Below are 24,245 nucleotides of genomic sequence, written 5' to 3' on the forward strand. Positions count from 1 at the left end.
ATGGCGACAAAAGCTGCGATTGTTGAAAAGCAACAGAAGCACTCCCGTGTTTCAATTGACGAAACCATAGCGCACGACTCGGCCTCGCTCAGTGGCCAGTTGCAGATCTTATTCGAGAAGCTTTTTTCGCCCAATGCAAAGAAAACGCTTCGGCGTTTCAGTAGCACGGAGGCCGCAAAGCTTCTCGGTGTCACTGACAGCTACGTCCGGCATATTGCCTCGCAGGAAGAGGCCGTCACATCCGAAAAGACGGCCGCAGGCCGAAGGACGTTCTCGCTTGAAGAAGTGAACACCATCCGGCAGCTTCTCGGACGAACGAAGCCAGCTTATTTGCCTGGCCGCCGCGAAGGCGATCACCTTCAGGTGGTCGCGGTGACCAACTTCAAAGGCGGCTCTGGTAAAACAACGACCGCAACGCATATGGCCCAGTATCTTGCCTTGCGCGGCTATCGCGTATTGGCGGTCGACCTCGATCCTCAAGCCTCCATGTCAGCCATGCTCGGCTTCCAGCCTGAGTTCGATGTGAACGACAATGAGACGCTCTATGGTGCTATCCGCTACGACGCCGAACGGCGCCCTGTAGGGGAGGTGGTCCGGCAAACCTATTTCGCAGGGTTGGATTTGATACCTGGGAACCTGGAGCTTCACGAGTTTGAACATGACACGCCGCGGGCTCTCGCATCTCGGGACTCCGCTGATACCGACATGTTCTTCATGCGTGTCGGCAATGCGCTCATGGATCTACAAGATCGCTATGATGTCGTAGTTATCGACTGCCCCCCGACTCTCGGTTTCCTGACGCTGTCGGCGCTTTGTGCGGCAACTTCGGTTCTGATTACCGTTCACCCTCAAATGCTCGATGTAGCATCGATGAACCAGTTTCTGTCCATGACCTCCGATCTGCTCGGAGTGGTTAAAGAAGCTGGAGGTGATCTCGACTACGACTGGATGCGGTACCTGGTGACCAGGTACGAACCGAATGACGGGCCTCAGGCACAAATCGTTGCGTTTCTCAGAAGCCTTTTTGGCGAACGCGTCCTGACTTCGATGATGGTCAAGTCGACCGCTGTCTCCGACGCGGGCCTTTCCAAGCAGACGATCTACGAGGCGGGCCGCGAAACGATGCACCGCCAAACTTACGACAGGGCCGTTGAAGCGATGGACAGCGTGAACTCCGAAGTGGAAACCCTTATTCGAACTTCATGGGGTAGGGCATGAAAGGCAGAGACATCCTCAAGAGCATGGTGAGCTCGGCCGAGCACAAGACGGAAGCTCCGCAAGCGCCGGTGGCACACAAGCCAGCCGGCGCTGTGCGCGCCATGAACCTGTCGCTCGGTCGTTTGAACGAGGAGGCGGCGTCCGCCAAGGAGTTGCGCGAAGCGATCGCGGCCGGCGACAAGGTGGTCGAACTCGATCCCGCTCTCGTAGAGGTCTCATTCGTTCGGGATCGTATACCGCTCGAAGCGGATCCGCAGTTCGACGAACTGAAGGCATCGATCGCAGGCAGCGGCCAGCAGGTACCTATCCTCGTCAGACCTCACCCTGCCAAGCCGAACCATTATCAGGCGGCCTACGGCCACAGACGTCTGCGTGCTGCAGTCGACCTCGGTCATTCCGTCAAGGCGATTGTCCGGAATCTGACTGACGAGCAGGTCGTTCTCGCGCAGGGCCAGGAGAACGGCCCTCGTGTCGATCTCAGTTTCATTGAGCGGGCTCTTTTCGCACGACGTTTGGAAGAGCACGGGTTCGACCGCGATACGATTGCCAAGGCATTGTCTGTCGACAAGCCGGAGATCTCCCGGCTGCTGCAAGTTGCCGAAGGTGTCCCATCGGAAATTATCCTGGCTGTAGGCCCGGCCCCGAAAGTCGGGCGGCCGCGCTGGCTGGCTTTCGCGGAAAGGCTGAAGGATAGCACGTCGGCCAAACGGCTCGAGAAGGAAATGCAGGCGCCTGATTTTTTGGCGGACGAAACCAACAAGCGGTTCGATCGTCTATGGAAGGCTATGACGGCAACCGAGAAAAAATCGAAGGATGTTGAAGCGGTGCGAACCAAAAAGGGCTTGCCGCTCGCATCAATCGAACGCAACGGCCGGGGTTCGAAGATCACGGTAACATCGGCAGAATTCGCAGAATTCCTATCCTCGCACATGCACGAGTTCGTTGCGATGTTTGAGCAGGAAAAACACGGAAAATCAGCCGACTAATCGAGTTGTCAGCTGACAATCGGAGCAAATAGGAGACATAGAACCGCAAAAGAAAAAGGCCCCCAAACGTCGCCGTCGTGGAAGCCTCTCTCATATGTAAGCAATCTGAGAATCGCATTTTCACGAATCCCCGTCAAGAGTCTTTGGCGCCGTTTTGGTGAGCGGATTTCTTTTGCCTTCTGAAAGGTGAAGGAAAATGCAGGTTGGAAATGTGACGACGCCCTTCGGGCGGCGGCCGGTTTCGCTTGCCCAGGTTAGAGGGCAGATGCGGACGGCCGAAATCAAATCAGGCAAGACCGCCGACAAATGGAAAGTGTTTCGTGACGCCTGTGAGGCGAGGGCGCTGCTCGGCGTCCAGGACCGCGCTTTGGCGGTCCTCGATGCGCTGCTGACCTTCTATCCGGACAACGAGCTCTCGGAAGACCGCGGCCTCGTTGTCTTTCCGTCGAACGATCAGCTCTCCGTGCGCGCGCACGGTATTGCCGGTACGACCTTGCGGCGACATCTCGCGGCGCTCGTCGACGCTGGTCTGATCCAGCGGAAGGACAGCGCTAACGGCAAGCGCTATGCGCGCAAGGACGAAACCGGCGCAATCGAGGAGGCGTTCGGCTTCAGCCTAGCGCCGCTGCTCGCGCGCGCCGAGGAGCTCGCGCACGCCGCGCAGCAGGTGGCGACCGAGCGCAAGCGCTTCCGCATTACCAGGGAAGCGCTGTCGATCTGCCGGCGCGACGTCCGCAAGTTGATCAGCGCTGCGGTAGAGGAGGGGGCTGCCGGCGACTGGGGACAGATGGAAGAGATGTTTCTCGGCCTGACCGTGCGCATCCCCCGCACGCCGACGGCTGCCGATCTACAGCAAATCCTCGAGGAAATGGAGATGCTGCGCGAGGAAATCATCAACCGGCTGGAAATTCAGGAAAATTCCGATGATATGGGCAGCAATGCTGATCAAAATGAACGCCACATACAGAATTCAAATACCGAATCCAGCAATGAATTTGAACCTAGCTCTGGAAATGAGCAGGGGGCGAAGCCGAGCCAGGACATCCGGCCGGCGCGGGAGCCGATAAAGGCATTTCCGTTGGGTATGGTGCTGAAGGCCTGCCCAGAGATCAACGATTATGGACCGGGCGGCGCGGTTGGAAGCTGGCGCGACCTGATGTCGGCGGCGGTCGTCGTTCGATCGACGCTGGGGGTTAGCCCGTCAGCCTATCAGGACGCCTGCGAAGTCATGGGACAGCAGAATGCCGCAGTTGCTGTCGCCTGCATCCTCGAAAGGGGAGGGCACATCAACAATGCCGGCGGCTATCTCCGGGATCTTACGCGAAAGGCGGCGCGCGGCGAGTTTTCGCTCGGGCCAATGCTGATGGCGCTGTTACGGGCGAATGCTCCGACCAGGCGCCATGCGTCCTGACGATCCCTTCTTGCCTCCGATCGAGCGATCCGGCGCGCGGTGCCTGCGCCGTGTCGTTCGGTGTTGGTATGGCCGTTGAGCTAAGTGCAACGATTCCATGGTTAAAAATCAGTTAACGGAAGCGAGGCGGCTTTTCGCTTCCGGTACTCCGATTGATCTGGTCTTGCAGAGTTCGCTATTGATTGTTCTCGAGTGCTAAAGCAGCTAACGTCGGGCAATTCATCGCTCAAAAGGCCGAACCCATGGCGAAATCCCCGCTCGCCACGACCGACGCCCTCCACCGCCGTGCCGAGGAGCTCGATGCACTGGACGCCATCCTGCCGTTCGACCGCCGCGACCAGCTCGCCGAACTGTTGACCGACGACGACGTCGCGACCCTGAAGCATCTCGCCGGCGCCGGAGGCATTACTTCTGAAATTCGTGGCCCATCACCTCTGGTGATCCGGTGAGACGCGCCGAGGAGGGGAGCCACGGCATGCCGCTGCCCGAAGCGATGCAGCGGTCGCTGCACAAATCGGTGACGCAGGCGGCGAGCTACTATAACGATGCCGAGCGCAAGGCGGGCCGGGCGGCACGGCTGGTTATCTAAGTCCACCGATGTTCGCTTGCATGCCCGAAGCACTCACCAAGAGCGGCAAGGAGAAGCTCGTCATCCTATTTGACCGCATCTGCCATTTCCAGATAGCGGCAGAAGCCGTTGGCGAGCTGCATCTGGCGCGGCGTCCGGCAGTCCGGCTCGAACACGTCCGGATTGGCGACCAGGATGCACAGGATCTTGGCGCGGGAGGTGGCGACGTTGAGGCGGTTCGCGCTGTAAAGGAATTCCATGCCGCGCGGCGCGTCGGCATGGGTGGAGGTCGTGACCGAATAGATCACGATGGGGGCCTCCTGACCCTGGAACTTATCCACGGTGCCGACCCGCGCGCCGGGCAGGCGTTCCTGAATCTCGAAGACCTGCGCGTTGTAGGGCGCGATAATCAGGATGTCATTCAGCGTGAGCGGTGACTCGCTGCCCTCGCGGTCACGCCAGCGCGCGCCCGAGTCGAGTATTCCGTTCACAAGGTCGCGGATTCGAATGGCCTCCTCCGGGCTGCAATTCTGATTGCCGCTATGGTGCACGGCGACGTAGCGCAGGCCGGCGCCGCCGAGCGGGCCGTCTATCAGGAAGGTCTGATTTTCGAGGCCGGGGCGGGGGAGCAGGCGGCCTTCGTAAAACAGTTCGGACGTGAAACGGCAAATGTCCGGGTGCAGTCTCCAAGTCTGATCGAGGAACAGGCCCTCGTCCTCAGCGATCGTCTGGCGACCGCCAAGCAGGTGATCGAGAGCGGACACGTCCGTGCCCTCCGGGTGCGACCCCTGCATCGGCTGCTCGAGCTGTTGCGGATCGCCGAGCAAGACCAGATTGTTCGCGGCCGGCGATATCGCCAGCACATTGGCGAGCGACATCTGTGCGGCCTCGTCTACGAACAGCACGTCGACGAGGCCGGCCGCATCGGACCGCGCCCACAGAAATCCCGTGCCGCCGAGGACATGGTGGCCGCTCGCAAAGGCATTGAGAGCATCCGGGTTCTTCGTCGTGGCGGTGATGTGGGGGACATTGTCGACCGGATCCATGACCTTGTGCAGGCAATGCAGATCGAAGCCTTCTTTTTCGGCTTCCTCGGCAGCCTTCTCAAGCAGGTTGCGGATGACCTTGTGGCTGTTGGCGGTCACGCCGACACGGAGGCCGGCTTTGACGAGGGCCAAGATCGCGTGGGCGCCGGTATGGGTCTTACCCGCGCCCGGCGGTCCCTGGATGGCGAGGACGCCCTGCAGAGCACGGACAAGGCGGCAGGCGGCATCGACGGCGCTCTCGTCCGGTTGCTGGAGCGGCACGGCGCCGACATCCGGCGCCAGCCGTAGCAGGAGATCGCGGGCGGCTTTGTACCGGCCGCGACCGGTGATGCCGTGATCGGCCACGTACTCGCCGATCTGTACCAGCGACTCGGCGAGGACGCCCGTGTCGATGTAGGTATGCGCAAAGATCGCCTCGGGATGGAACGCGGCGGTATCGCCCCGCTTCTTGATGTCGATGAAGCGATGTTCCAGATCGACGGCTTCGACCTTGCCGAACCGCTCGCCACCGGCGCTGCGCAAATCCTCCCCTCCGCGAAACTCCGCGTCCTGCGGCGGGAAGCGGTAACGGTGGATCGGGGCTTTGACAGTGCCGCCGACCGTATCCACGAACGTGAGGCCGGCGATGCCAGCCCGCTCGCTCTCCAGATCCTCCGCAGAGAGCGCCGCGAGCCGGAAGTACTCCCACCAGATCGCCTTCGCTTCGCGGCGGTGCCAGTCGAGCACGTTCGCCAGGACATAGAGCGCCTGCTGTTCGGCGCTGCGCTCCGCCGGGTCGACCGGAATGCCTTCGGTCAGCCGCGCTACTACCGCGTCAATCCGCGCCTGCCAGACGGTGACGTCCGGCGGGGCTGCTTCTTCCGGCGGGCTCGGTCGGGGAATGTCGACGCCGGAGGCGAGGGCGCTTGTGCGCAGGTTTTCCAGCCAGTCGCGCAGCCGCGCTGTCGAGACGCAGTCGTCCTGGTTGTAGCCTGCGACAACGGCCTGATCGTCCGCGCCGATGCCGCCCGTATCCCCGAGCTCGAGGCAGGCCTGCACCTTGCTCAAGGCATAGTTAGCATCGGGCAGCGGCACGGCGCGCGTGAACGCGTAGAGCGGCTCGAGCTTCTTTATGGAATAGCTCTCGACACTGGCCCGAATGGCGTGGCGGACCACTGAGTAGAGATCGACCATGACCTGCCCGCGCAGCAGCGCGTCGATCTCTTCTTCGCGCGTCGCGTAGCGCCCCATCAGGCGCTTGAGCGCGCCCGGCTCGTAGGGCGCATAGTGATAGATGTGCAGGCCGGGATGAAGTTGCCGGCGTTCCATGACGATATCAACGAAGCGCTCGAAGGCGGCCTTTTCATCGGCCGGCGTGAAGCACCAGTCAGCGACGTAAGTGAGCGTGCCGTCCGTACCCTTGAAGGCATAGCCGAACAGATATTCGAGGCCGCCTTCGCCAACAAAGGGATCGCCTTCGAGGTCGAAGAAGATGTCGCCGTCGTCCGGCTCCGGAAGACGGCACAAGCCGAAACCTAGTTCGACCGGCAGCGGCTCATGGAGTAGGTGGCCACCCGCCCGGCCGTCGACCTGGATACGGGCCTGTTCCCGCATTCGATGATATGAGGCGGCCGCGCCGCGTTCCGGTTTCCACGGCAGCGGCAGGGGGAGCGCGGCCAGGGCAGTCATTGTGGTGACGTCGTGACTGGCGAGCTCGCCCCTCTGCACGGCAGTGATCCCGGCGACAAGCGAAAGGTGGTCGTCCTGGTGTCGTTGATCGTTACAGCGCCCCCGCCAGCGGCAGATATCGCAATGGGCCACCGGCTCTGGGTATGTGTCGGAATCACCGTCAACGGAAGCAGCGAAACGGTCCCGGACATTGCGGTAGTAGGCAGCATAATCGCTGACCCGAAACCGCTCAGGCGCGAAATCAGAAAGGGGCGTGACCACATACGCGAACTCAGGGGCGCGGCCCTGGATGTCTCCAACGAGGTCCGCATACAGGCAGAGCTGCAGCACCGTGCCGCCCTTGGTCTCGCGGGCGAGCTTGGTGTCGATGACCTCATAGGACCAGGCCCCGAGATCGCTCGGCTCCTCGATCCGGCGCAAGATGTCGGCCCGTCCTGAGAACGGTGCGGTGCGCAGCGCGGCCTGGACGATGATCGGCGCGCCCGCCTTCATAGCCGCGATGGTGGCGGCGACGGCAGCATCGTCGACACCCTTGCCCTCGACCACCGTGATCGCGAGCCCGGACGCTTCGAGATGCTCGATATAGGCGGCCTCGTGCACGGCGCCCCGCTGCTGCAGGATCTCCAGCAGCGGGTCCCAGATCTTGGGTTTTTCCAGCGCGCCATCGGCGACCTGGAGGTCAAGGGCGGTCAGGTGGCCACAATTCAAGTGGCCGACCAGGTCCGTGGCGCTGAACTGTAGATCGGGGCCGATTCTTAACATCGCCTAGTACATCATATGGTTTCGGCCGGCGCTGTCGCGTCGTCAACGGTGACGGAAATGATCGCGCAAAGGTCGTCGAGATGGACCTGGACGAAGCGGATCAGGGTGGTCTCGTCGGCGAGCATCACAGCGATCTGCGGCGCCGCCGCCGAGCGCAGTGCCGCGACCACGTCCGCATCGGTCGTGGAGCGCGCGTGGCGCCACTTCGCGCAACATGTCGGACAGAGCGCGAGATGGTTTTCCGCAAGCTCGGCCGAGGCATCGGGTATTAGCTCCGGTGCCTCGAAGTAGGGCGAGCCGTCCGGGAGATTGAACGGCATCCTCTGATGACAGGCTTGGCAGACCATCTCGCCGGCATCATTCGTATAGTAATCGCAAAGATAGGTCCGCCCCGACTGACGCGCGTCCCTGTCGCTCGTACGGACGCTGCGCTCACGGACCTCATAGGTCTTTGGCGGCGCCGCGCGCGCACGTTCGGCCATACGGGCGGCGCGCCGCTCGGGATTGGGCGCCTCGCGTTCGGGAAATTCGGGCGTGCTGAACGCGCCGCTCGCGACCCGCCGAAGCATCTCGTCGCCAAGCTCCTGGACGGCTTCAGGCGACAGCGTCGCCAGCTGATCGGCCAGCTCCGCCGGAAGGCCGATCGCCTGTGCCGCACTCCGCCGCGCCTGATGTTCTTCCGAGCGGCGACGGTGTTCCGCGGCGAAGCCGATCGCGTGCAGCCACTCCTCATTGCCCTTGGTTGAGAAGCCGTCCGCCAGCTCGGGCGCAGTGATGGCGCTTGGTCGGCGCAGCGATCCATCCTTTGCGGGAATCCAAGCCGCATCGCGCAAGCCCAGCGCCAGGGTCGAAGGCGCTCGGTGGGGCTCGTGCGTCTGGTTCGGGGCATAGGAGGCGCGCATCACGTGGCTACCTACTGCCGCGATCGCGCGCCAGATCTGCTTCGAGATGTCAGGATTGGATCGTGCCAGGAGGGCCGGCAACTGCGGAATAGTGTAGTCGAAATTCTCGCAGCTGTCGGTCACACGCGCCGAACCAAAACCATAGACCAGTTCGTTCCGATGCGGATGCGTGTAGGGGATCGAGGTACGGTAGACCGCCAGCTTGTCTTCGACGCGAAGCGCCTTGAGCAGCGCCAGCAATTGCTCGCGTTTCAGCCGGTCATAGCCGCTCCAGAGCGGCCGGCGGTCACGGCCCTTCACCTTGCCGTCATAGATGAGACTGAGGGCGCTCGTGACGTACGGCTGATCGAGATAAACCGCGCTGGCGGCGTGATAGCCCTCGGCGCCTTCGACCCGCAGAAAAGCGACGCCTTCGAGCATGCGGACGTCGCCATGCTCGGCATGCCAGCGCAGGAAGCGCCGCATATGCCGCATATGGCGCTCGACTGTCGGCGGCGAAGCGCCTGCCGCGTAGTTGGCGTTGATAATCGCGCGGAGATAATCGCGTTCGCCGATTTCGTTGACGCCGACGCGGCGCAGGAATTGCTCGACGTCCTTGCCGCGGCCACGACCCGCCCGAAGGAGCGCCGAACAGACGAGCACCAGGCCGTGCGACGTAGCCTCCTCATCCATCGGCACGCCGGTCGGCGGCAGCAAGGCGTCGACCGGCTTTGCGCGGTTGCCGTCTTCAAGGCGGACGAACGACGCGTTCGCCAACGAAACGAAACGCTTCTGCGTCCGGATGGCGGCGTCGACCAGCAGATAGAGCCGCTGGACAGCCTCGTCGTCGAGACCGTCGAACCACGTGCAAGCCGCGCGTGCGACATCGGCGTCGGAGCTGTAAGAATGGATCGGGCCGAAGGCGCGCTGGAATGCCGCGAGCAGTTCGGCGCCGCCCCATTCCGCAATTTCCAGGCTCGAAAGAAACGCGTCCGACCGGCTGTTGCGAAGGACGCCGGTCGTCCAGCGGCTGCTAGGCAGGCCGGCGAAGGCCGCGAGCCCTTCGTCGCTCAGAAGGTCGCGGATGTCCGCAGGGCCTCTGGCCGCGTCGCCCGCGCGGACATGGCCACCAAAATGGGCGGGCACCAGCGGATGCTCGCGGAACGCTGCGATCGCAGCCGTCCGGAGCCGATCCCAGGGTTCGGAGAGATCGTCGTTCCGATTCGGCAGCACCTCAAGGAAGCTGCGCTTTATCAACCCCTGGTCGCGAAGCCTTGGCAGGCTCTCGGCGAGCAGCGCCGCAAGCTCGTCGACAATATGCTCGTTCCATTCATTGTCACGCTTGATGTTGGCGCGGTTGTCGGTGAGCTGGAACGGCCCGTGTACGTGCATGTGAAGGCCGGTCTGCTCCTCGGTCTCGAAGAACACGGACAAGCGCGTCGGCGTCGCCTCAGCCACGATCTCGCCGCCGTCGTTGAGGCGCATCGCGATCTTGACCGTGAGATCAGATCTTTTCCCATCGCGGCGAACGGGCCTTGAAAGCACCAGGAAGCGGTCGACCTGCGCCGGCTTGCCGTTGGTCGTGGTGCGAAGCGAGCGGATGCCTTCTTCGTCATCCTCCACGACGCAGTGCGCGCGCGACGAGCCGTCGGTCCAATCAAGCCGTCTTAGCTTTTTCAGGTAGAGCAGGCTGCGAGGGCCCGCCTCGTCCAAAGTCGAGTGGACCTTGTCGATCGTCGCCGCCGCGCTCTTGGCCGGAAGCGGTAGGATGAAGCGCGTGGACGCAGGCCCATGGGCGCCAGAGATCAGCTCGGGCACGACCAGGTCGCGAATGGCAAACGCTATAGACCGCCCCTCGATCGTGCAATGCACCTGCGGTCTCTCCGCGACCACGTAAACCGATTTGAATCCGATCCCGAAGCAGCCAATCTTGTTCGCCTCCTCGAGCTTCGTCGTGTTGCCGATGCCGGTGATGCCTTCGATGTCTCGGCGCTCGAAAGGGCGGCCGTCATGGTCGAAGATCACCGCGTCCGGCGTGAGTTCGAAGCGCGCCCAGGTCGCGTCCGCATCTTCGGCATTCTGGAGGAGCTCGAAGATGAAGTGCGTCGGATCGGCATATTTCTCGACCGTGGCGTTCCAGATGCCGCGGTCGAAGTCGTTCTCATGACTTGCGGCGACCCAGCGCTCACGCTTCTTGCGCAGCGCGTCGAGCCATGCCTCGAAGCTCTCCACCATTCACTCCTCCAGCTCGATCACGCCGGCGGCGACCCGCCGGGCCAGGATGTCAGCCCGCGCCTCGTCCTGCGCGAGGCTTGTCAATGCGTCCTTGTGGTCGGCCGCAGCGCGGGCGATCTGGGCCGTGCGCATGCGCCGAATCCGCTCCTCGCTCGCGAGCGAGAGCTGCTCCCCAAGGACGGCCATACGTGCCCTGTGGCTCGCATTGAGGCTGTCGCGGCGAAACCGCGCTATTTCCGCCGTCTCGGCAATATGCGTTGCGCGCCGCGCCAACCACAGCTCGTGATGCCAGCTGTCCAGCGCCTCCAGCATCGACGCGGTGGGCGGTTCCGCCGCCTCCGCATCTCGCGCCGAGACAAGCAGGTCCATGAAGGCGTGCGCGACCTCGGGATCGGCGACGACAGGCACGAGGATCGCATCCTCCTTCAGCCCGACCAGCTGCCACTGATAGATCGCGAACGGATGTGCGCCGGCCGGCAGACCAGACGCTGGCGCCGCGATCGAGACATGAATCTCCTCATCGCCGGCCAAAGCGCGTGCAGCGGCCTGGGTCAGCGGGTGCACGGGCGTAATGAACGCCAGCTTCCGATCGGCATTGGCGGCCTCGCGGTCGAAGGTGAGGCCGAGCATCTGCTGATCGCCGCGCAACCAAGCCTCCCACTCGCGCTCGGCGACGCTCGGACGCCCGCCCCGCGCGCGCGCCGGCACTAGCCGCCGCCGGGCGTCCGCCGATAGGCGCAGCGTCTTGACCGGTCCCTGGCCCGAAATCGGCGTGCGGCCGACCTCCAGTGTGCGCTCTAGATGAAGGTTGACCAGCCGTTCCAGTGCTGCAGGCTCCAGCCAGCGGCTCGACGCCTTCGCGATCTCATCGTCGATGCGACGCGAGATGCGCACGCCGAACAGTTCGGCCTCGCGCTCTTCCAGCGCTTCGGTTTCGGCGATTTGCCGGATCTCATTGTCGGCAAGCTGTTGAAGCCGGGCGCTGCGCTCACTGTCGGTCAGCGAAAAGTCCTCCGCCACCTGCTGTAATCTCGTGGCGATCTCACCCAGGATCGCTTCGCTGCCGCCGATGGCGCGCTCGAAGATGCCGATGCGCAACAGGCAGCGCTCGTAGATGTCGAAGTCGACCGTGCCTGGGGTGACAAAATTGTAGATCGCCACGGTCTCGCTGGTCTGCCCGTAGCGGTCGATACGGCCGATGCGCTGCTCGATCCGCATCGGATTCCAGGGGATGTCGTAGTTCACTAAGGCGTCGCAAAACTGGAAGTCCAAACCTTCCGAACCGACCTCGGAGGACAGCAGCACGTCGACGGCGTCGGGGTCCGTCGGGTCCAGCGCGAAGGCGCGTCGAAGCGCCCGGCGATCGTCGTCGTCGACGTCGCCGTGGATGAGGCCCACGCGGACGCCTTGTCGGCGCAAGGCGCTCTCTAGGTAGGTCAGCGTGTGGCGGAACGCACTGAACACCAGCAGCCGCCGGTTCGCCATCATCGCCTTCTCGGTGACGATCGTCAGCAGGCGATCCAATTTCGGATCGCTCTCAGGCAGGAGGCGCGCCTGCGCCAGCACCTCGGTGACCTCGTCGCGGATCGCGTCGACGCCGTTGTCCAGCGCGTCTACGGCCTCATCGTCGATCTCGACGCGTTCGATCTCCGACAGGTGCCGGGTGAGGATCGTCTCCAGGAACGGCACGAGCCCGTGCAGCGAGCTCGCAGCCTGCCGTCGGATCGTGGTCATCAGGAACCCGAGCGGCCCGGAGCCATGAGTGCGTTGATACACTGAACGCTGCACCTCAAGGATGGCGTCATGCACCGCCTGCTGCTCGGCCGTGAAGGGAACGGCTTCGGTCCGCGGCTTGCGCGTCGTGAATGCGCCGATGTCGCGGCGGCGGGTGCGGCTGATCATCGAGGCGAAGCTGTGGAGCGCCTCAACGCGATGAATGAGGCGCACGCGGCCCTCATCGTCGCGCGTTTCGCCGATCGCCGCAGTGACCGCGCGATATTCGGGGGAAGGCGCGAGCATGACCCGGCCCCAATCGGTCGCCGCGGCCCGGCCGAGATGGTCGAGCGCTTCGCGCTGCCAACCGGCCTGGCCAGCGCGGATCGCAGCGACCGCGGCGTTTAACTCACTATTAGGCGCGGCCATCCGTTCGAATGTCGGACGGTCGATGACCAAGTCGGGCCGAAGCAGATTGAGCAAGGAGAAGAGGTCGCCCGTGCCAAGCTGGACGGGCGTGGCGGTCAGCAGCACGACCGCCTCTGCATTGTCAGCGAGGAGTCTCAGGCCCTGATGGAGGTTGGTGTCGGTGTTGCGCGCATTGTGCGCCTCGTCAACGATCAGCAGATCGAACCGCGGCGGCGTGTCGAGCGTTGCCAGCCCCTTCGACAAAGCGGCGCCCCGCCGCGTCGGAAAGCCGTGCAGCAGGTTCTCGTTGACCAGCGAGAAGGGCAGGATCGCGCGGGCGTAGCGTTCTGGCCATTCGCCATCCAGGTCCGTCTGGTCGAGGCAATGACGCAGATCTCTGCTGGACAGAGTCACGAACTCCTCATCGAAGCGACGCATCTCGCGATGCCATTTCTCCTCAACGACGAGCGCTTTGGAGCAAACGATCAGGACCGAGCGCAATGGCCGGCGCGCCTGCAGCTCGCGCTGCAGCAGTCCGGCCTCGATGGTCTTGCCGACGCCGACTTCATCGGCGACCAGAAGTCGTGGACGGTCGGCCCGGATAAACTTCAGGACCGGACGAAACTGATAGGGGATGAAGTCGATGCGACCGGCCTGGAGCGAATAGAGATTGGCAAGGCTGGGCGCCGCGAGCTGTAGCGCGGTGAGCCGCGCATTCAACTCGTTGATGGTCGCACCGATGGCCGCCGGCGCGATGTCGGCCGGCAGCAGCTGGCTCGCGTAAAGCGTCTCCATGCGGCCGTCGATGAACACGCCGTAGCGCGTCTCGCGGTTGCTCGGGGTGATCGAGGTGACCACGCCGACTCGCTTCGGGTCGGAACGCAGGGCCACGGTTTCGCCGACCGAGAAGCTAGTCCGTTCCGACCGCTCGGCTGCGGCCACGCGGGCCTCGATCATGGCGCGGACCTTCGTCTCGAGCGCTACCACGTCCACGCCGTTGGCGACGGCGACGCGCACGATTTCCTCCGGGCTGGCGTCGAGGACGCCTTCGGCCAGTAGCGCAAGCGCGCGATCGTCAGTGACGCTGGGGCTCATAATTCCATCCTGCGTGAAAGGCTTCAAACATCTGGCGCACCATTCGCCGGCGCGCTGTGTCATATTGTGTGGCGTTCATGCCGAGTGCGGCCTGCGCATCCTCACGGTCGCTGTCCGCGAGGATGTGCTCGAAGACGCCCAGCGCGGGTGGGTCAGTCCCGAGCGCACGCCGCATCCGCGCGATCAGGTCGCCCAATTCGTAGCCGGCGCCCGGATTATGCATCTCTTCCTCGAACACCTCTTCGGTCTCATCATCCTTGCGCGGTTCGCGGCGATCCTCCTGCCGCCACTGGCTGGCGATGCTGCGCATCACCTGCGACAGAAAGGGGGGCAGCGGCACATCAATCGGCCAGGGCCGCCGTCCGGACAGCACGCGGTCGAGCGCCTCGTTGAGCAAGTCGTCCGCGTCATACCGGCGCAGACCGGTCGCCCAGACGCGGGCGAGCGTCGCAAGGCGTAAGAGATCTGGCCTGCGCAGCCGGCCGATGATGCGGCGAACCTCGCCGGGGGTAAGATGCGTCGCCTCATCGTTCATTGATCGGGCACCAAGCGTTTTAAAGAGTACTGCGCCGCACGCAGGTAATTTGGGATGCTCCTCCAGAAATAATTTTCGGCAATTCGCCGCTAGTCCCCCCTAACACCACAATCTAGGCGCGACGCAATTCTAGCGACCGTTGCGCATTTTGGGGAGCGTTAGTATTCCAGTTCGTGATCCTGAATCTGGTGGCGTAACGACGCGTTCATTAACCGATTTTCTCTCCTGCCTTCCGGGTAGCATGCCGATCAAGGCTCGCAGGGTCATACTCGAAGGTAACCTGCTTTCAAAAGCTGAGCGCGCAGACATTCACCCGCGCGATCGGAGCCTCCTAGATCTCGTGCTTGAAGTCGGCGTCGTTGCATAAAGGATCGTTTATGCACCCGTTGCACAGGCCGCAGAAAACGCAATGAAATCAGTTGCCGAAAGCCGCTCATCCGGGCACGATTGCATAATCGATGAATTGGATGCTTAATTACGCAACGGGGTATGATGGGCGAGAAGATCGGATATGCAAGGGTTTCCACCGTCGAACAGAACCTCGATATGCAACAGCGCGCTCTCAAAGCGGCGGGATGCTCGAGGATATTCACCGACAGGATCAGCGGGGGCGCTGTGATAAAGCCCGGCCTTGAGGACGCGCTTCGCTATCTTCGCGCCGGCGATACGCTGTGCATCTGGCGCCTCGATCGCCTTTCGCGATCCCTGCATGACCTGCTCGCGCTCGCCGAGCGCTTGCACATGCAAGAGATCGGTCTCCACTCCATTACGGAACTCATCGACACCACCACGCCCAATGGCCGGCTGTTCTTCTCGATCGCTGGTGCCTTCGCGCAGTTCGAGCGCGACGTAATTCAGCAGCGCACCCTCGAAGGTCTGGCGGCCGCACAGGCAGCAGGCAAGAAGGCCGGACCCAAATTCAAGGTGACGGACCAGCAGTGGTCTGCGATCCGGCCGCGGATCGCCAGCGGCGAAATCAGCATCGGACAAGCCGCGAAGATTCTCGGATTGAACAAGTCCAGCGTCAGCCGAAGGTTCAATGCCCGGCAAAGCTGACGCAGTGAGGCTGTTGAAGCCTCAAGCGCAGGAGCGGTGCAAGGCCGCTTAGTGGCCTTCGCTTGTAGACAATGCCGCGCCCACTTCTTCCCCTGGGGTCATGCGCTTCAGAAGCCGAATCAAATCGCGCATAGTCTCGGGCGGCAGGCGTTCGATAAGCCGCGTCAGAGTTCGGCGCTCCTCGGCTTCTTCTGGCGTCTTGCCCCACAAGTGCGGCGCTGTGTCGAAGAGCATATCCAGGGGCACAAAGCCCATGATCTCACAGAGATGAATCAGGCGGGGGACGGTCATTCGACTTTCTGACCGCTCGTACCTGCCGTAAACAGTTACCGACAGTCCGAGCAAATGCGCTGCATCGGCGCGGGAGATACCCTTGGCCTCGCGTGTATGTTTGAGCCAGGCCGAGATCTTTTCGTCCATTTCCTTTGCGGTAAGAATGCCGTCGAACCCAGGTTGGCGAAAGACAGGCCTAGGAAACTCCGGATCGGTTGTTTCAACCAGACCTCGTGCACGCATCAAGCTCTTTGCATCAGTCACCGACCTTTACCCTTCTTTATTTATACCGCCTCAGCGGTCAGCATGCACCAGTGAAGCAATTTCGCACAGAGGCCTGAGAAGCGTCATAGTGATTTCCCTACCTATTTGGGGGGATTCCGATCGCCATTGCTTTGGGTCCGCGAAGCGAAATGCTTCAGCTCGCGCCCGAGCATTCGGGCAACAAACCGACAATTACAATGGTGAAGCAGACGAGAAAAGCAATCACCGATTCTTTGCCGCTATCATCGTCCAGTCGCCGTCTTTCCCTTGAAAAACCGCCTCAATTCGCGTTTCGCCCTCGACCCACTTGAGGTGCGCGGCAAGCTCGCAAGCGATCTCGGTACCGGCAATTCGGATGCAACGATTGATGATCACTTTTGATCCGTTTCCATGCTTACGTATATCCCATTTGGATAGTCTGAAGAGCTGGACTTTGGCCTGATCGTCTGTCGGCCACGTAGCCTTTTCGGGTACGGCTCTCAGAATATTCAATTGAGGCAAGTTGCTTTCTGAAAAGTTCCCAATACCGATGGTCGAGAGGCCGAGATGGGGAGCAATATACACGCCGAGGACGCAGCCGACGGCCACGCCAAGGAGGAACCCGCGGCCTATCATCGGTCAATAGCCGTTATCTTTGAGGAACTGATCGATCGCCGCCTTCATGATGACCGTCATCTTCACGTCGTTCTCAATGGCGGCCTTTTGCAGCCGCATCTTCGTGTCGTAATCCAGCGGGCAATTGACGTAGTGTTTGGATTCCCGATCGCGCGCCCTCTTCAGGTCGCGCAAGCGAACTCTCGAATCCTCTCGCTGCAATGCTCTCATGGTGGCCCGTTCGCGCCGAGCTTCTTCTGTCGGGGCGATCAGACCATTGACGGGCTGACCAGCCTCAGTGCCGACCGGTACAGGCTCTTGAGGCTGATCTGCATTCCTGGTTTCTGTCGACGGCTCAGCCGGGTTCGTTGCAGAGTTCGTCGGTGTCGCAGCTTGCTCCAGTGAGCGGCTGCGACGCGGCGCGACTGCAAAGTCGGAAACGGTCGTTTGACCCTTAGCCATTCGCTGCTACCTCTTTCTTGCCTGCCAAAAGCGCTTCGATGTCCCGAACCAAGCTCATAACTTCCGCCCTCGCTTTTTTCACCGACTCTGTAAGATCGAGCATTTGCACGGTGCCATAGCCGTTTCGAATTTCGCGGTAGCAATTTCGCTCCATAAGCTCCGTTTGGAGCAGATAGGAGTCGTAGCCCCCTTCTTGCAGGTTCTGCACGAACGGCCTGATCAGGCGATAGGCTTCCAGCAGTTTCGCGGGCATTGTGATTCTGGTGACGAAGTTGGCGTGCGGAATTACGCGCCCCACCTTGTCGGAGATCTCCGCCGTGTCGCTCGCCGCCTGTCCCGCCGCCTTGATCTCGTCCTGGTTCGGCTGGATCGGCGTCAGCACAATATCGGACCCTGCGATGATCGTGTCCCTTAGAACCGTGTCCTGGCCGGGCGAGTCCATCAGAACGACGTCGAACTTGTTCGCCTCGTTCTCCAGGAGCTGCTGAACGGTGGTCTGGCGCGCGGCGGTTATGAGCTCGATGTTGGCAGGCAGGTTGTCCTTTGCCTCACAGCGCTTCCACCATTCCTGCAGATTTTGGCGGCCGTCTGCATCGATGAGAAGCACACGCTTCCCCTGAAGCGCATACTCCCCGGCGATCAAGATTGCTGCTGTTGTCTTCCCAGCCCCACCTTTGCCGCTCACGGCAGAAATAAATAGTGGCAAGCGTCGCAACTCCCTTTGCTGGTCCAAATTCATTCCGGCAGTTCGTCGTGGACTTGCACGGAGTTTCCGCGTCGCACTTGCACATAATGCGAACAATTGCCCGTACGATGTGGAATCATTGCACTACCGCCCCGTGTAGTCAATCGAACCAACTAAACCACGGCTATAGGATGTGAACAATTCCCTCCACGATGTGAAACCATTTTCGCAATCGCCCCATAAACACATGATGTGGAACGATCGTGCTGCTAGCTCGTGTGAAATATCAACACGACATTGGCATGTGACTGCCGGCCGCTTCATTCGACGGCGTTCGGTGCGGCGCCAACCTAAACGCTCCGCCCGATCAGTGAACCCCGGAGCCGCGTAAGGCCGCCTTTGACGCTCGCACGGAAGCCGCAAGGGCGAAGAGCGGAGCGTCCCTTGCGGCTGAGTACGAGGGGCAGACAAAGGCCTTCAAAAGCGGATTCGGAGGTGAACCCTGGTGAGCGTTCCCTCGTCCGGAAGAACAAAAGGACGAGCGTAGCGAGGGCAGGAGTTGTTTAGTCGAATTTCCCCTTACAATTTGGAGAGGCAGGATACGGAAAAATGTGCTACGCCCTTTTCCTGCAATCGAGGGACGAGCCCTCGATCACCTGACGCAAGCGCCAGTAGGGGGCCAACGGCCAAATGGATGACGGGAAATTCAACGCTCTTCTCGAGCCAACGAAGAAAGATCGCACCGTGCATGTCCGCGTCACGGGTGACGAACATACGGCGATCGAGAAGGCCGCCGAGGATGCCGGCATGACGGTGTCCAGCTTTTTCCGGTCGCTGCTTTTGGAGGGGGCGGGGGTTCGGCCAATGCTGACCGGCGATGACCGGCTGGTGATGGCGGCTCTGCTCGAAGACATGCGGATGATCGGGATCAACCTGAACCAGGTTGCGAGGGCGCTCAACAGCGGCCGTGGTGTCCACCCAAGTGAATTGGACATCAACCTTGAGAACGTGCAGCGGGTTCAAGCGGCCGTGATGAGCGAGCTGCGTGCGCTGACGCGGCGAGCTGGTTATCAGCGTCGAGGGGAGAAGTAGCCTTTGGAAATCTTCTTCGGCGCATTCACCAGCGAATGGGAGCAGCGGCGCGCAGCGCTGCTGCACGAAATGTCGTCTGGCGGGCGAGGCGCTTCGGCCGAAGAAGAGATGCGAAGGCGCCTGAAGCAGTTGGCTCAACTCGGCGCTGCAGGTGGCGGCGGAGGCTCAAGTGGCGCATCCGGTGGACGTGGATCTGCATCGAAGGGCAGGGCGGCTCCTCGAGCGCAGGTGGCGACGGGCGCCCGACCGATGGAGGCGCGGCTAGCGGCCGTCGCAAGGGGAAGCCAGCCGGCAGTCGTTAAAATGGCGTCCTATGGCGGCGGTGCTCGGGTCGGTGCGATGCTGAACTATGTGTCCCGTGGCGGCGAGCTGAAGGTGGAGAATGAAAGCGGCAGGATCCTCGAGGGGCGGGAGGAATTGGCGCGCATCCGTGGCGATTGGGACCACCTTTTTCAGAACCGCGCGGAAAGCCGCGACATTGGGAGTTTTTCCGTCGAAATTGCGGCGTCCGGCTTTGCTTCGGATACGGCATTGCACGAGCAGGTGAGAAGCACGCTCACGAGCGGTTTTGGCGACCGGCGCTATGCCTATGCGATCGCAAAAAATGAGGGCGGCTCCGTGAGCGTTCAGGGGCTTGTCGTGTTGCGAAGTGAGCAGGGGGAGCGGCTAACGGGCGACGTGAAGGCGGCCGGCATCATCCAGGCGAGATACGACGCCAGCGCGGCCGCGGGCGAGGCTGCGGCGAAGTTCTCCTTTCATGGCTACGGAAATGGCGTCGAGTTCGGCGCCAGCCGCCTGCGCGGGCTGGTCGATCGGCATGACGACGTTCGCGACGATCGCGGCCAGTCGATAGCGAATGAGAAGATCGCGGGCGATCTAGTGCAGAAGGAATGGCGCGGCGAGCTCCACAGCCGCAAGAGCCGCGACGTGATGCACGTCATTATGTCGGCTCGGGCCGGAACCGACGTTGCCGCGTTCGAACCCGCGGTTCGCGACTTTCTGGCGCATCAGTTTGCTGGCCACCGGTATGTCTTCGCCATGCACGATCCGGCTAGCGATCCGAAAGAGGCGGGGGAGGGGGGAAAGCGTCCGCATGTGCATGCCCATGCGATCGTGGCGATGAAATCGGATTCCGGTAATCGCATCGAGACGACGCCTGCCGTGTTTCGCGAATGGCGATCGGTCATGGCAGAGAAGGCGCGGGAGCACGGCATTGAAATGGAAATGACGGACCGGCGCGAGTTTGCCACCCCGCCGGCATTCACGCGCACCCAGGTCCGGCCGGTGAGCCGCGAAGGCCGCACAGAGCATGTCGGGACGAGCGAGGCTGCGCAGGCGCGATACGACGCCAAGCGTAGCGGCCGACGCACGGTCGCGAAGAGCGATCGGAGCCGGCAGTACATCATAAAGGTTCAGGAATCATGGCAGAAGGTCGCTCTGGCGGGTGGTGATCGTCAGACCGTGGCCTATGCCACGCAGCACCAAAAGTATTTAGAATCAAGCGTTTCAAAAGCGCAGACGGAAACGGGCGGCACTGTCATACGCGCGGAATTTGGATCGACCTTCCGCATCAATTTGGCTACGTTGCAGGAGGTGGTTTTGGAGGGTCAGGAATTGCGCGAAATGTCACGAGCAGAGTTTGAGACCTACGAGAAGAAGGTCGAGACGGCCTTGTTCAAGTTGGAGCGGTCGGTCTCGGCAGACGATCGGGCGGACTTTGACGAGATAGCCGGCCTGGCCCGAGATTTCGTCAATCAGAAGCGTGAGCTGGTGGACCTGTACGAGCAGCGCAAAGAGGCATTGGCGGAGCAAGGTGGCGAATCGCTTCGCAGCGAGCCGCGTGATCCGGCCAACGACGAGTGGGACGCTGCGGTCGCCAAGCACGGCGAGGCTGTTGTTGAGGCCGGCAACGAGGCCATGATCGAAATCGAGCACCACCGAGAGGGACTTGATCGGATCGAGGCCGACGAGTTTTCGGCCGACCGCAAAGGCGGGCTGCAAGCCGGCCTTCAGCAGGCGATGGAAAGGGCCGCGCGGTTGGCTGTCGAAGGAAACAGTTACCTCAGAGACGTTGCCGAGCAGGACCAGGATCTGCGACAGGCCATCGACCGCGCGGAAAAACAAGCCGAAGTGCAGGACCGACAGGATGACAGTCGCGCAGACGTCATTAAGGCGGTGCAGACGGTCATAGCCGAGCGGATCGACCGCCTGAATGAGCGTTTGAGTGACATTGCAGAGGACAGCTATGCGACCCGAAGCGAGATATCTGCCGAACGGCAATTCCTCTCGGATATGAATGGGCAACTCGACAAGCTTGGACCAGAGGATGTTGTCGATCTCTCGCGGACGGAAACCGACTACGGCTATGATGAAGAGGAAGCCGCATCGGCTCGGGAGAGTGGCGTCGATTACGTCACGGTCGACACGGACTTCAAGATTGCAGCGCCGCCCTCTCAAAGGGATTTCGACGCCCATATGAACGAGCTGGCGAAAGAGTTTGCGGAAGCAGAGCCCGACCTCGACGAAGAAAAGGGGAAGGCGCCAGCGAATGTCGATGCTGCTGCCGACCAGGGACGCGAAGCTCGCGATGAGCCGGATCGGCGGCCGATCGACAACGACACGCGCGAAGCTCACGAGTTGGCGTCCACCGTCGATGCTACAAATCGCCTACAAGATCGTCTAAATAGGGATAAGGAAGCCGCTCAGCGCAGCGGAGAAACGATACGGACAGACCCCGCCCAACAGCATATTCCTCGTCTCGAGGAGCTGGAGCGGGAACAGATGCAACAGAGGGAACGCGACCGCGACGACCGGGACCGTTAAGAGGCAATGCTCAACGATAACCGTCAACAGTACGTCATCCAGAGCAACGACCCCAAAGGCGACGAGGGGTTCGGGAAGTTCTTGGGTGCGATTATCGTGTTTGTGATGTTCTTAGGCGTCGTCCAGGTCGCCTATGACTCGGTCATGGCTTGGTATCGCGACACCATGGTTTGGCTAAATGATACCGCGGCCTATCTTGCCGGCTTCTGGCCCTTCTAACGCTCAGTTGTTTTTTCGAGATCGGCGTCAATCGCGCTCGTCTTCGTGGCCGGACCTGACCTGCTTTTGAGACTGCTCTTTTCGCAGGCCGTGCAATCGGAGAGCCGCCCGGTAGCGGCCGCAGTATGATTTTAGGTGTCGGTGGTAGGCAGTCGCTCGCTGCGGCCAGCACGAACGGCCGACATGCGGACCAGCGGTCACCGCCAAGCCGATTGCCGAATGACGTGTTTGGGGCCGGGAGTGGATTGGTAGCTTCCGAGCGCGTCTATATTAAGAGCTGCCCTTTGATTCTTGATACGGGCATAGTCTGGAGGACAAGCTAGTACTTGCCCTTGCTCCTGATTAGCCGATCCGTGAGCACCTTTATTCGGTCCGGATAGGCCCGGTAGAAGTTGCGCAACCACTCTTGGTAAACTTCGTAGGCATCTAGTAAAGCCTCCCTCGACACATCGCCGTCATGGCTCCCGAGGTTACCGACGTGCCGCAGGGCGTCTAAAGTATCCTTAGACCCGCCCGCATACTTTTCAGCAAACTGGTCGATCCTCTTGAACAATTTGATTTCATTGCGGCCCTCTTCCCTGGGGATGCCATGGGCATCCATGATGCGTTCGACGCTGATTCGAAGCCGGTTGGCGGCCGATCCGCGGTCACCCCAAAACGAGTTGAACGACTGCTGCATCGCCTTCGCGGCTTCCGTCGGTGTTTCGCCTGGAATGTCCATCAACGGTGGTGCCGGTTCCATGAAGTGTGGCCAGTTCTGTGTAGCCGTCGTAATTTCCCGACGGCTGCCATAGGTCTCCACTTCGGTATAGTCGCCGCAGACTGTCACGACTTCACGGCAGGATTTGCTGCTGCATACCATGATGCACGTAAAGCGCCCGAAATCTTCGTCAGGCGAATAGCCGTGCTCCTGGAGGTGGAGATCGCTGCTACCGGAACGCACCTTTGAATACGTCTCTGGATCCACAACCAGCCGACCCCGGCTACATGAAGGACAAGGGAATGCCGGAAAGTCTAGTTCGTTGAAGAACTCAGGCCAGAGTTCGCGGTTTGATGCCATTTTTCGATCCCCGTTTATCCGGCCATGTATAGCCTTGTTCAAATTGTCCGACATCTCTCCTTTTGCGGATTTCGTATTCGCCATGTTGGCCCGAACCAGTGAAATTCATAATGCTGCCGGAGCAAGGTGCGGGCGATCCGCCCTCGAAAGTCTAAATTGGGGGCAGAGCGGAACATTCGGACTTGGTCCGAGTGATTTGACAAGCGGACATCTGGCAGTCGTCGTCAATTTTGTTGAACCTTTGTGGTCAGGTCGATAACCGTCCATCCCTGCTCTTGCGCCGCCGCTGCCACTGCAGACGAATGCGATTTTCGCAGCGCGAGGCCTAGCAATTCGCGTGGCCTAGTCACGCCCACAAAGACATTCGTCGCGGCGGTGAGCCTTACTCCCGTAAAGAGCTCGTCGGTGACGCCGAACGCGCGTGGAAGCACCGTGGTTAGGTCGATGCACTGTTCGTCTGCACTACTGCCCTTCCAAACCTCGCTCTCAAGGACGAGAATGCCATCTACGCTCTTGCCCTTGACCGAATGGATTGACCCCAGCCGCAGCGTTAGATCATCGAATTGAACCTGTTTCGTGGAGCGACGCGCCGGATCGGCAAGATCCGCCTTCTGTTCGGCGACAAATGCGCAAAGATCCGCGATATCGCTCTCGGAGCCTTGAGGAGGCGGACCGAAGAGCGGAAGCAACGCTCCCATGAACGCCTTCCATGCCGCCTCTTCCCACACTGCGGTGCCGGCAAGCACATGGTCCCGCAGAAGTCGACGCACGGTGCGGGGCAACGCGAGGTCGCGATGGGCCAACGCCGACCAGACATTGTGCGCGGTGACGGGACGATCATTCGCTGCTTTCCAACCATGCGCACGCGCCAGTCCGGACACTCCTGCGGCGAGCATCTCACTGACCTCTGCGGGCGGTCGGGCTGCGTCGTAGTGAACCGCGGCCTTCTGAAACTGCCGGCAAAGGAGGTTCGCTTTCGATCGAGACGCGCCCTCGCTGCGATAAGCGGGATGATAGTCGACGAGACTTTTCGGCTGCCACGCCCCTTTCTTGCCGGCCAGATTGTGACGTGATGCGACCGCCCAGACGTCGCGCATGCTGCAATGACCGCCCCACAGCGCTCGTGCCTCGTCTGCGAAAGCTCTGAGAACCCCCCCGATCGTAGCTTCGTCGAACAGGAACATCACCCGC

17 protein-coding genes and 2 pseudogenes are annotated in these 24,245 nt (G+C 61.5%); 9 read left to right on the forward strand and 10 right to left on the reverse strand.

Annotated features, from left to right (window positions below):
• The 5 genes and pseudogenes from repA to PWG15_RS35895 all read left to right on the forward strand — a co-directional run.
• Positions 1 to 1,218, forward strand: a complete 1,218-nt coding sequence (repA, locus tag PWG15_RS35875; protein WP_275028089.1) for a plasmid partitioning protein RepA — start codon at positions 1 to 3, stop codon at positions 1,216 to 1,218.
• The gene (gene repB / locus PWG15_RS35880) at positions 1,215 to 2,204 is read left to right on the forward strand and encodes a plasmid partitioning protein RepB (protein ID WP_275028090.1); all 990 of its coding nucleotides are present in this window, start codon (positions 1,215 to 1,217) and stop codon (positions 2,202 to 2,204) included. Before repA ends, repB begins: the two co-directional genes overlap by 4 nt.
• A gap of 196 nt (positions 2,205 to 2,400) precedes the next feature.
• Positions 2,401 to 3,615 (forward strand): plasmid replication protein RepC, encoded by a 1,215-nt coding sequence (repC, locus tag PWG15_RS35885; protein WP_275028091.1) that lies wholly within the window; start codon positions 2,401 to 2,403, stop codon positions 3,613 to 3,615.
• A 242-nt stretch (positions 3,616 to 3,857) separates the two neighbouring features.
• Positions 3,858 to 4,096: pseudogene (locus PWG15_RS35890) on the forward strand (integrase); the annotation flags it as partial.
• Positions 4,088 to 4,204: pseudogene (locus PWG15_RS35895) on the forward strand (integrase); the annotation flags it as partial. The pseudogenes PWG15_RS35890 and PWG15_RS35895, both read left to right, overlap by 9 nt.
• Before the next feature lie 65 nt (positions 4,205 to 4,269).
• Here the strand turns inward: PWG15_RS35895 and PWG15_RS35900 are convergent.
• From PWG15_RS35900 to PWG15_RS35915, 4 genes are read right to left on the reverse strand one after another with little or no spacing between them, the layout of a single operon-like run.
• Positions 4,270 to 7,659, reverse strand: coding sequence for a TM0106 family RecB-like putative nuclease (locus tag PWG15_RS35900; RefSeq protein ID WP_275028092.1), 3,390 nt, complete (start codon positions 7,657 to 7,659; stop codon positions 4,270 to 4,272).
• A gap of 11 nt (positions 7,660 to 7,670) precedes the next feature.
• Positions 7,671 to 10,775, reverse strand: coding sequence for a sacsin N-terminal ATP-binding-like domain-containing protein (locus tag PWG15_RS35905; protein ID WP_275028093.1), 3,105 nt, complete (start codon positions 10,773 to 10,775; stop codon positions 7,671 to 7,673).
• Positions 10,776 to 13,991 (reverse strand): DEAD/DEAH box helicase, encoded by a 3,216-nt coding sequence (locus PWG15_RS35910; protein WP_275028095.1) that lies wholly within the window; start codon positions 13,989 to 13,991, stop codon positions 10,776 to 10,778.
• The gene (locus tag PWG15_RS35915) at positions 13,972 to 14,526 is read right to left on the reverse strand and encodes an RNA polymerase sigma factor (RefSeq protein WP_275028097.1); all 555 of its coding nucleotides are present in this window, start codon (positions 14,524 to 14,526) and stop codon (positions 13,972 to 13,974) included. Before PWG15_RS35915 ends, PWG15_RS35910 begins: the two co-directional genes overlap by 20 nt.
• A gap of 492 nt (positions 14,527 to 15,018) precedes the next feature.
• Here PWG15_RS35915 and PWG15_RS35920 point away from each other — a divergent pair, with 492 nt between their 5' ends.
• The gene (locus PWG15_RS35920) at positions 15,019 to 15,582 is read left to right on the forward strand and encodes a recombinase family protein (protein WP_275028099.1); all 564 of its coding nucleotides are present in this window, start codon (positions 15,019 to 15,021) and stop codon (positions 15,580 to 15,582) included.
• Positions 15,583 to 15,630: 48 nt separating this feature from the next.
• Here PWG15_RS35920 and PWG15_RS35925 read toward each other — a convergent pair whose 3' ends face one another.
• The 4 genes from PWG15_RS35925 to PWG15_RS35940 all read right to left on the reverse strand — a co-directional run bounded on the left by PWG15_RS35925 (position 15,631) and on the right by PWG15_RS35940 (position 17,881).
• The gene (locus PWG15_RS35925) at positions 15,631 to 16,098 is read right to left on the reverse strand and encodes a helix-turn-helix domain-containing protein (protein WP_275028153.1); all 468 of its coding nucleotides are present in this window, start codon (positions 16,096 to 16,098) and stop codon (positions 15,631 to 15,633) included.
• Between the two features lie 243 nt (positions 16,099 to 16,341).
• Positions 16,342 to 16,734, reverse strand: a complete 393-nt coding sequence (locus PWG15_RS35930) for a hypothetical protein (RefSeq protein WP_275028100.1) — start codon at positions 16,732 to 16,734, stop codon at positions 16,342 to 16,344.
• Between the two features lie 3 nt (positions 16,735 to 16,737).
• Positions 16,738 to 17,175 carry a hypothetical protein gene (locus PWG15_RS35935; protein WP_275028101.1) on the reverse strand — a complete coding sequence of 146 codons (438 nt, stop codon included), beginning with the start codon at positions 17,173 to 17,175 and terminating at the stop codon, positions 16,738 to 16,740.
• Positions 17,168 to 17,881, reverse strand: coding sequence for a ParA family protein (locus tag PWG15_RS35940; RefSeq protein WP_275028154.1), 714 nt, complete (start codon positions 17,879 to 17,881; stop codon positions 17,168 to 17,170). Before PWG15_RS35940 ends, PWG15_RS35935 begins: the two co-directional genes overlap by 8 nt.
• A gap of 669 nt (positions 17,882 to 18,550) precedes the next feature.
• Here PWG15_RS35940 and PWG15_RS35945 point away from each other — a divergent pair.
• From PWG15_RS35945 to PWG15_RS35955, 3 genes are read left to right on the forward strand one after another with little or no spacing between them, the layout of a single operon-like run.
• Entirely contained in the window at positions 18,551 to 18,952 is a 402-nt protein-coding gene (locus PWG15_RS35945) for a plasmid mobilization protein (RefSeq protein ID WP_275028103.1), read from the forward strand.
• 3 nt (positions 18,953 to 18,955) lie between these two features.
• Positions 18,956 to 21,775, forward strand: coding sequence for a coiled-coil domain-containing protein (locus PWG15_RS35950; protein WP_275028105.1), 2,820 nt, complete (start codon positions 18,956 to 18,958; stop codon positions 21,773 to 21,775).
• 6 nt (positions 21,776 to 21,781) lie between these two features.
• The gene (locus PWG15_RS35955) at positions 21,782 to 21,994 is read left to right on the forward strand and encodes a hypothetical protein (protein WP_127629353.1); all 213 of its coding nucleotides are present in this window, start codon (positions 21,782 to 21,784) and stop codon (positions 21,992 to 21,994) included.
• A 319-nt stretch (positions 21,995 to 22,313) separates the two neighbouring features.
• On the opposite strand, the gene PWG15_RS35960 is transcribed toward PWG15_RS35955, so the two are convergent.
• Together PWG15_RS35960 and PWG15_RS35965 are read right to left on the reverse strand one after the other, a co-directional pair.
• Entirely contained in the window at positions 22,314 to 23,054 is a 741-nt protein-coding gene (locus tag PWG15_RS35960) for a DUF8608 domain-containing protein (protein WP_275028109.1), read from the reverse strand.
• Between the two features lie 224 nt (positions 23,055 to 23,278).
• Positions 23,279 to 24,238, reverse strand: a complete 960-nt coding sequence (locus tag PWG15_RS35965) for a hypothetical protein (protein ID WP_275028111.1) — start codon at positions 24,236 to 24,238, stop codon at positions 23,279 to 23,281.
• Between the last annotated feature and the right edge of the window lie 7 nt (positions 24,239 to 24,245).

This window comes from Ensifer adhaerens (genome assembly GCF_028993555.1).
GTDB classification, from domain to species: Bacteria; Pseudomonadota; Alphaproteobacteria; order Rhizobiales; family Rhizobiaceae; genus Ensifer; species Ensifer adhaerens_I.

Coding starts and splice junctions, on each gene's coding strand:
- repA (WP_275028089.1), top strand. CDS start 1: ATGGCGACAAAAGCTGCGATTGTTGAAAAGCAACAGAAGCACTCCCGT.
- repB (WP_275028090.1), top strand. CDS start 1,215: ATGAAAGGCAGAGACATCCTCAAGAGCATGGTGAGCTCGGCCGAGCAC.
- repC (WP_275028091.1), top strand. CDS start 2,401: ATGCAGGTTGGAAATGTGACGACGCCCTTCGGGCGGCGGCCGGTTTCG.
- PWG15_RS35900 (WP_275028092.1), bottom strand. CDS start 7,659: ATGTTAAGAATCGGCCCCGATCTACAGTTCAGCGCCACGGACCTGGTC.
- PWG15_RS35905 (WP_275028093.1), bottom strand. CDS start 10,775: ATGGTGGAGAGCTTCGAGGCATGGCTCGACGCGCTGCGCAAGAAGCGT.
- PWG15_RS35910 (WP_275028095.1), bottom strand. CDS start 13,991: ATGAGCCCCAGCGTCACTGACGATCGCGCGCTTGCGCTACTGGCCGAA.
- PWG15_RS35915 (WP_275028097.1), bottom strand. CDS start 14,526: ATGAACGATGAGGCGACGCATCTTACCCCCGGCGAGGTTCGCCGCATC.
- PWG15_RS35920 (WP_275028099.1), top strand. CDS start 15,019: ATGGGCGAGAAGATCGGATATGCAAGGGTTTCCACCGTCGAACAGAAC.
- PWG15_RS35925 (WP_275028153.1), bottom strand. CDS start 16,098: ATGCGTGCACGAGGTCTGGTTGAAACAACCGATCCGGAGTTTCCTAGG.
- PWG15_RS35930 (WP_275028100.1), bottom strand. CDS start 16,734: ATGATAGGCCGCGGGTTCCTCCTTGGCGTGGCCGTCGGCTGCGTCCTC.
- PWG15_RS35935 (WP_275028101.1), bottom strand. CDS start 17,175: ATGGCTAAGGGTCAAACGACCGTTTCCGACTTTGCAGTCGCGCCGCGT.
- PWG15_RS35945 (WP_275028103.1), top strand. CDS start 18,551: ATGGATGACGGGAAATTCAACGCTCTTCTCGAGCCAACGAAGAAAGAT.
- PWG15_RS35955 (WP_127629353.1), top strand. CDS start 21,782: ATGCTCAACGATAACCGTCAACAGTACGTCATCCAGAGCAACGACCCC.
- PWG15_RS35960 (WP_275028109.1), bottom strand. CDS start 23,054: ATGGCATCAAACCGCGAACTCTGGCCTGAGTTCTTCAACGAACTAGAC.
- PWG15_RS35965 (WP_275028111.1), bottom strand. CDS start 24,238: ATGTTCCTGTTCGACGAAGCTACGATCGGGGGGGTTCTCAGAGCTTTC.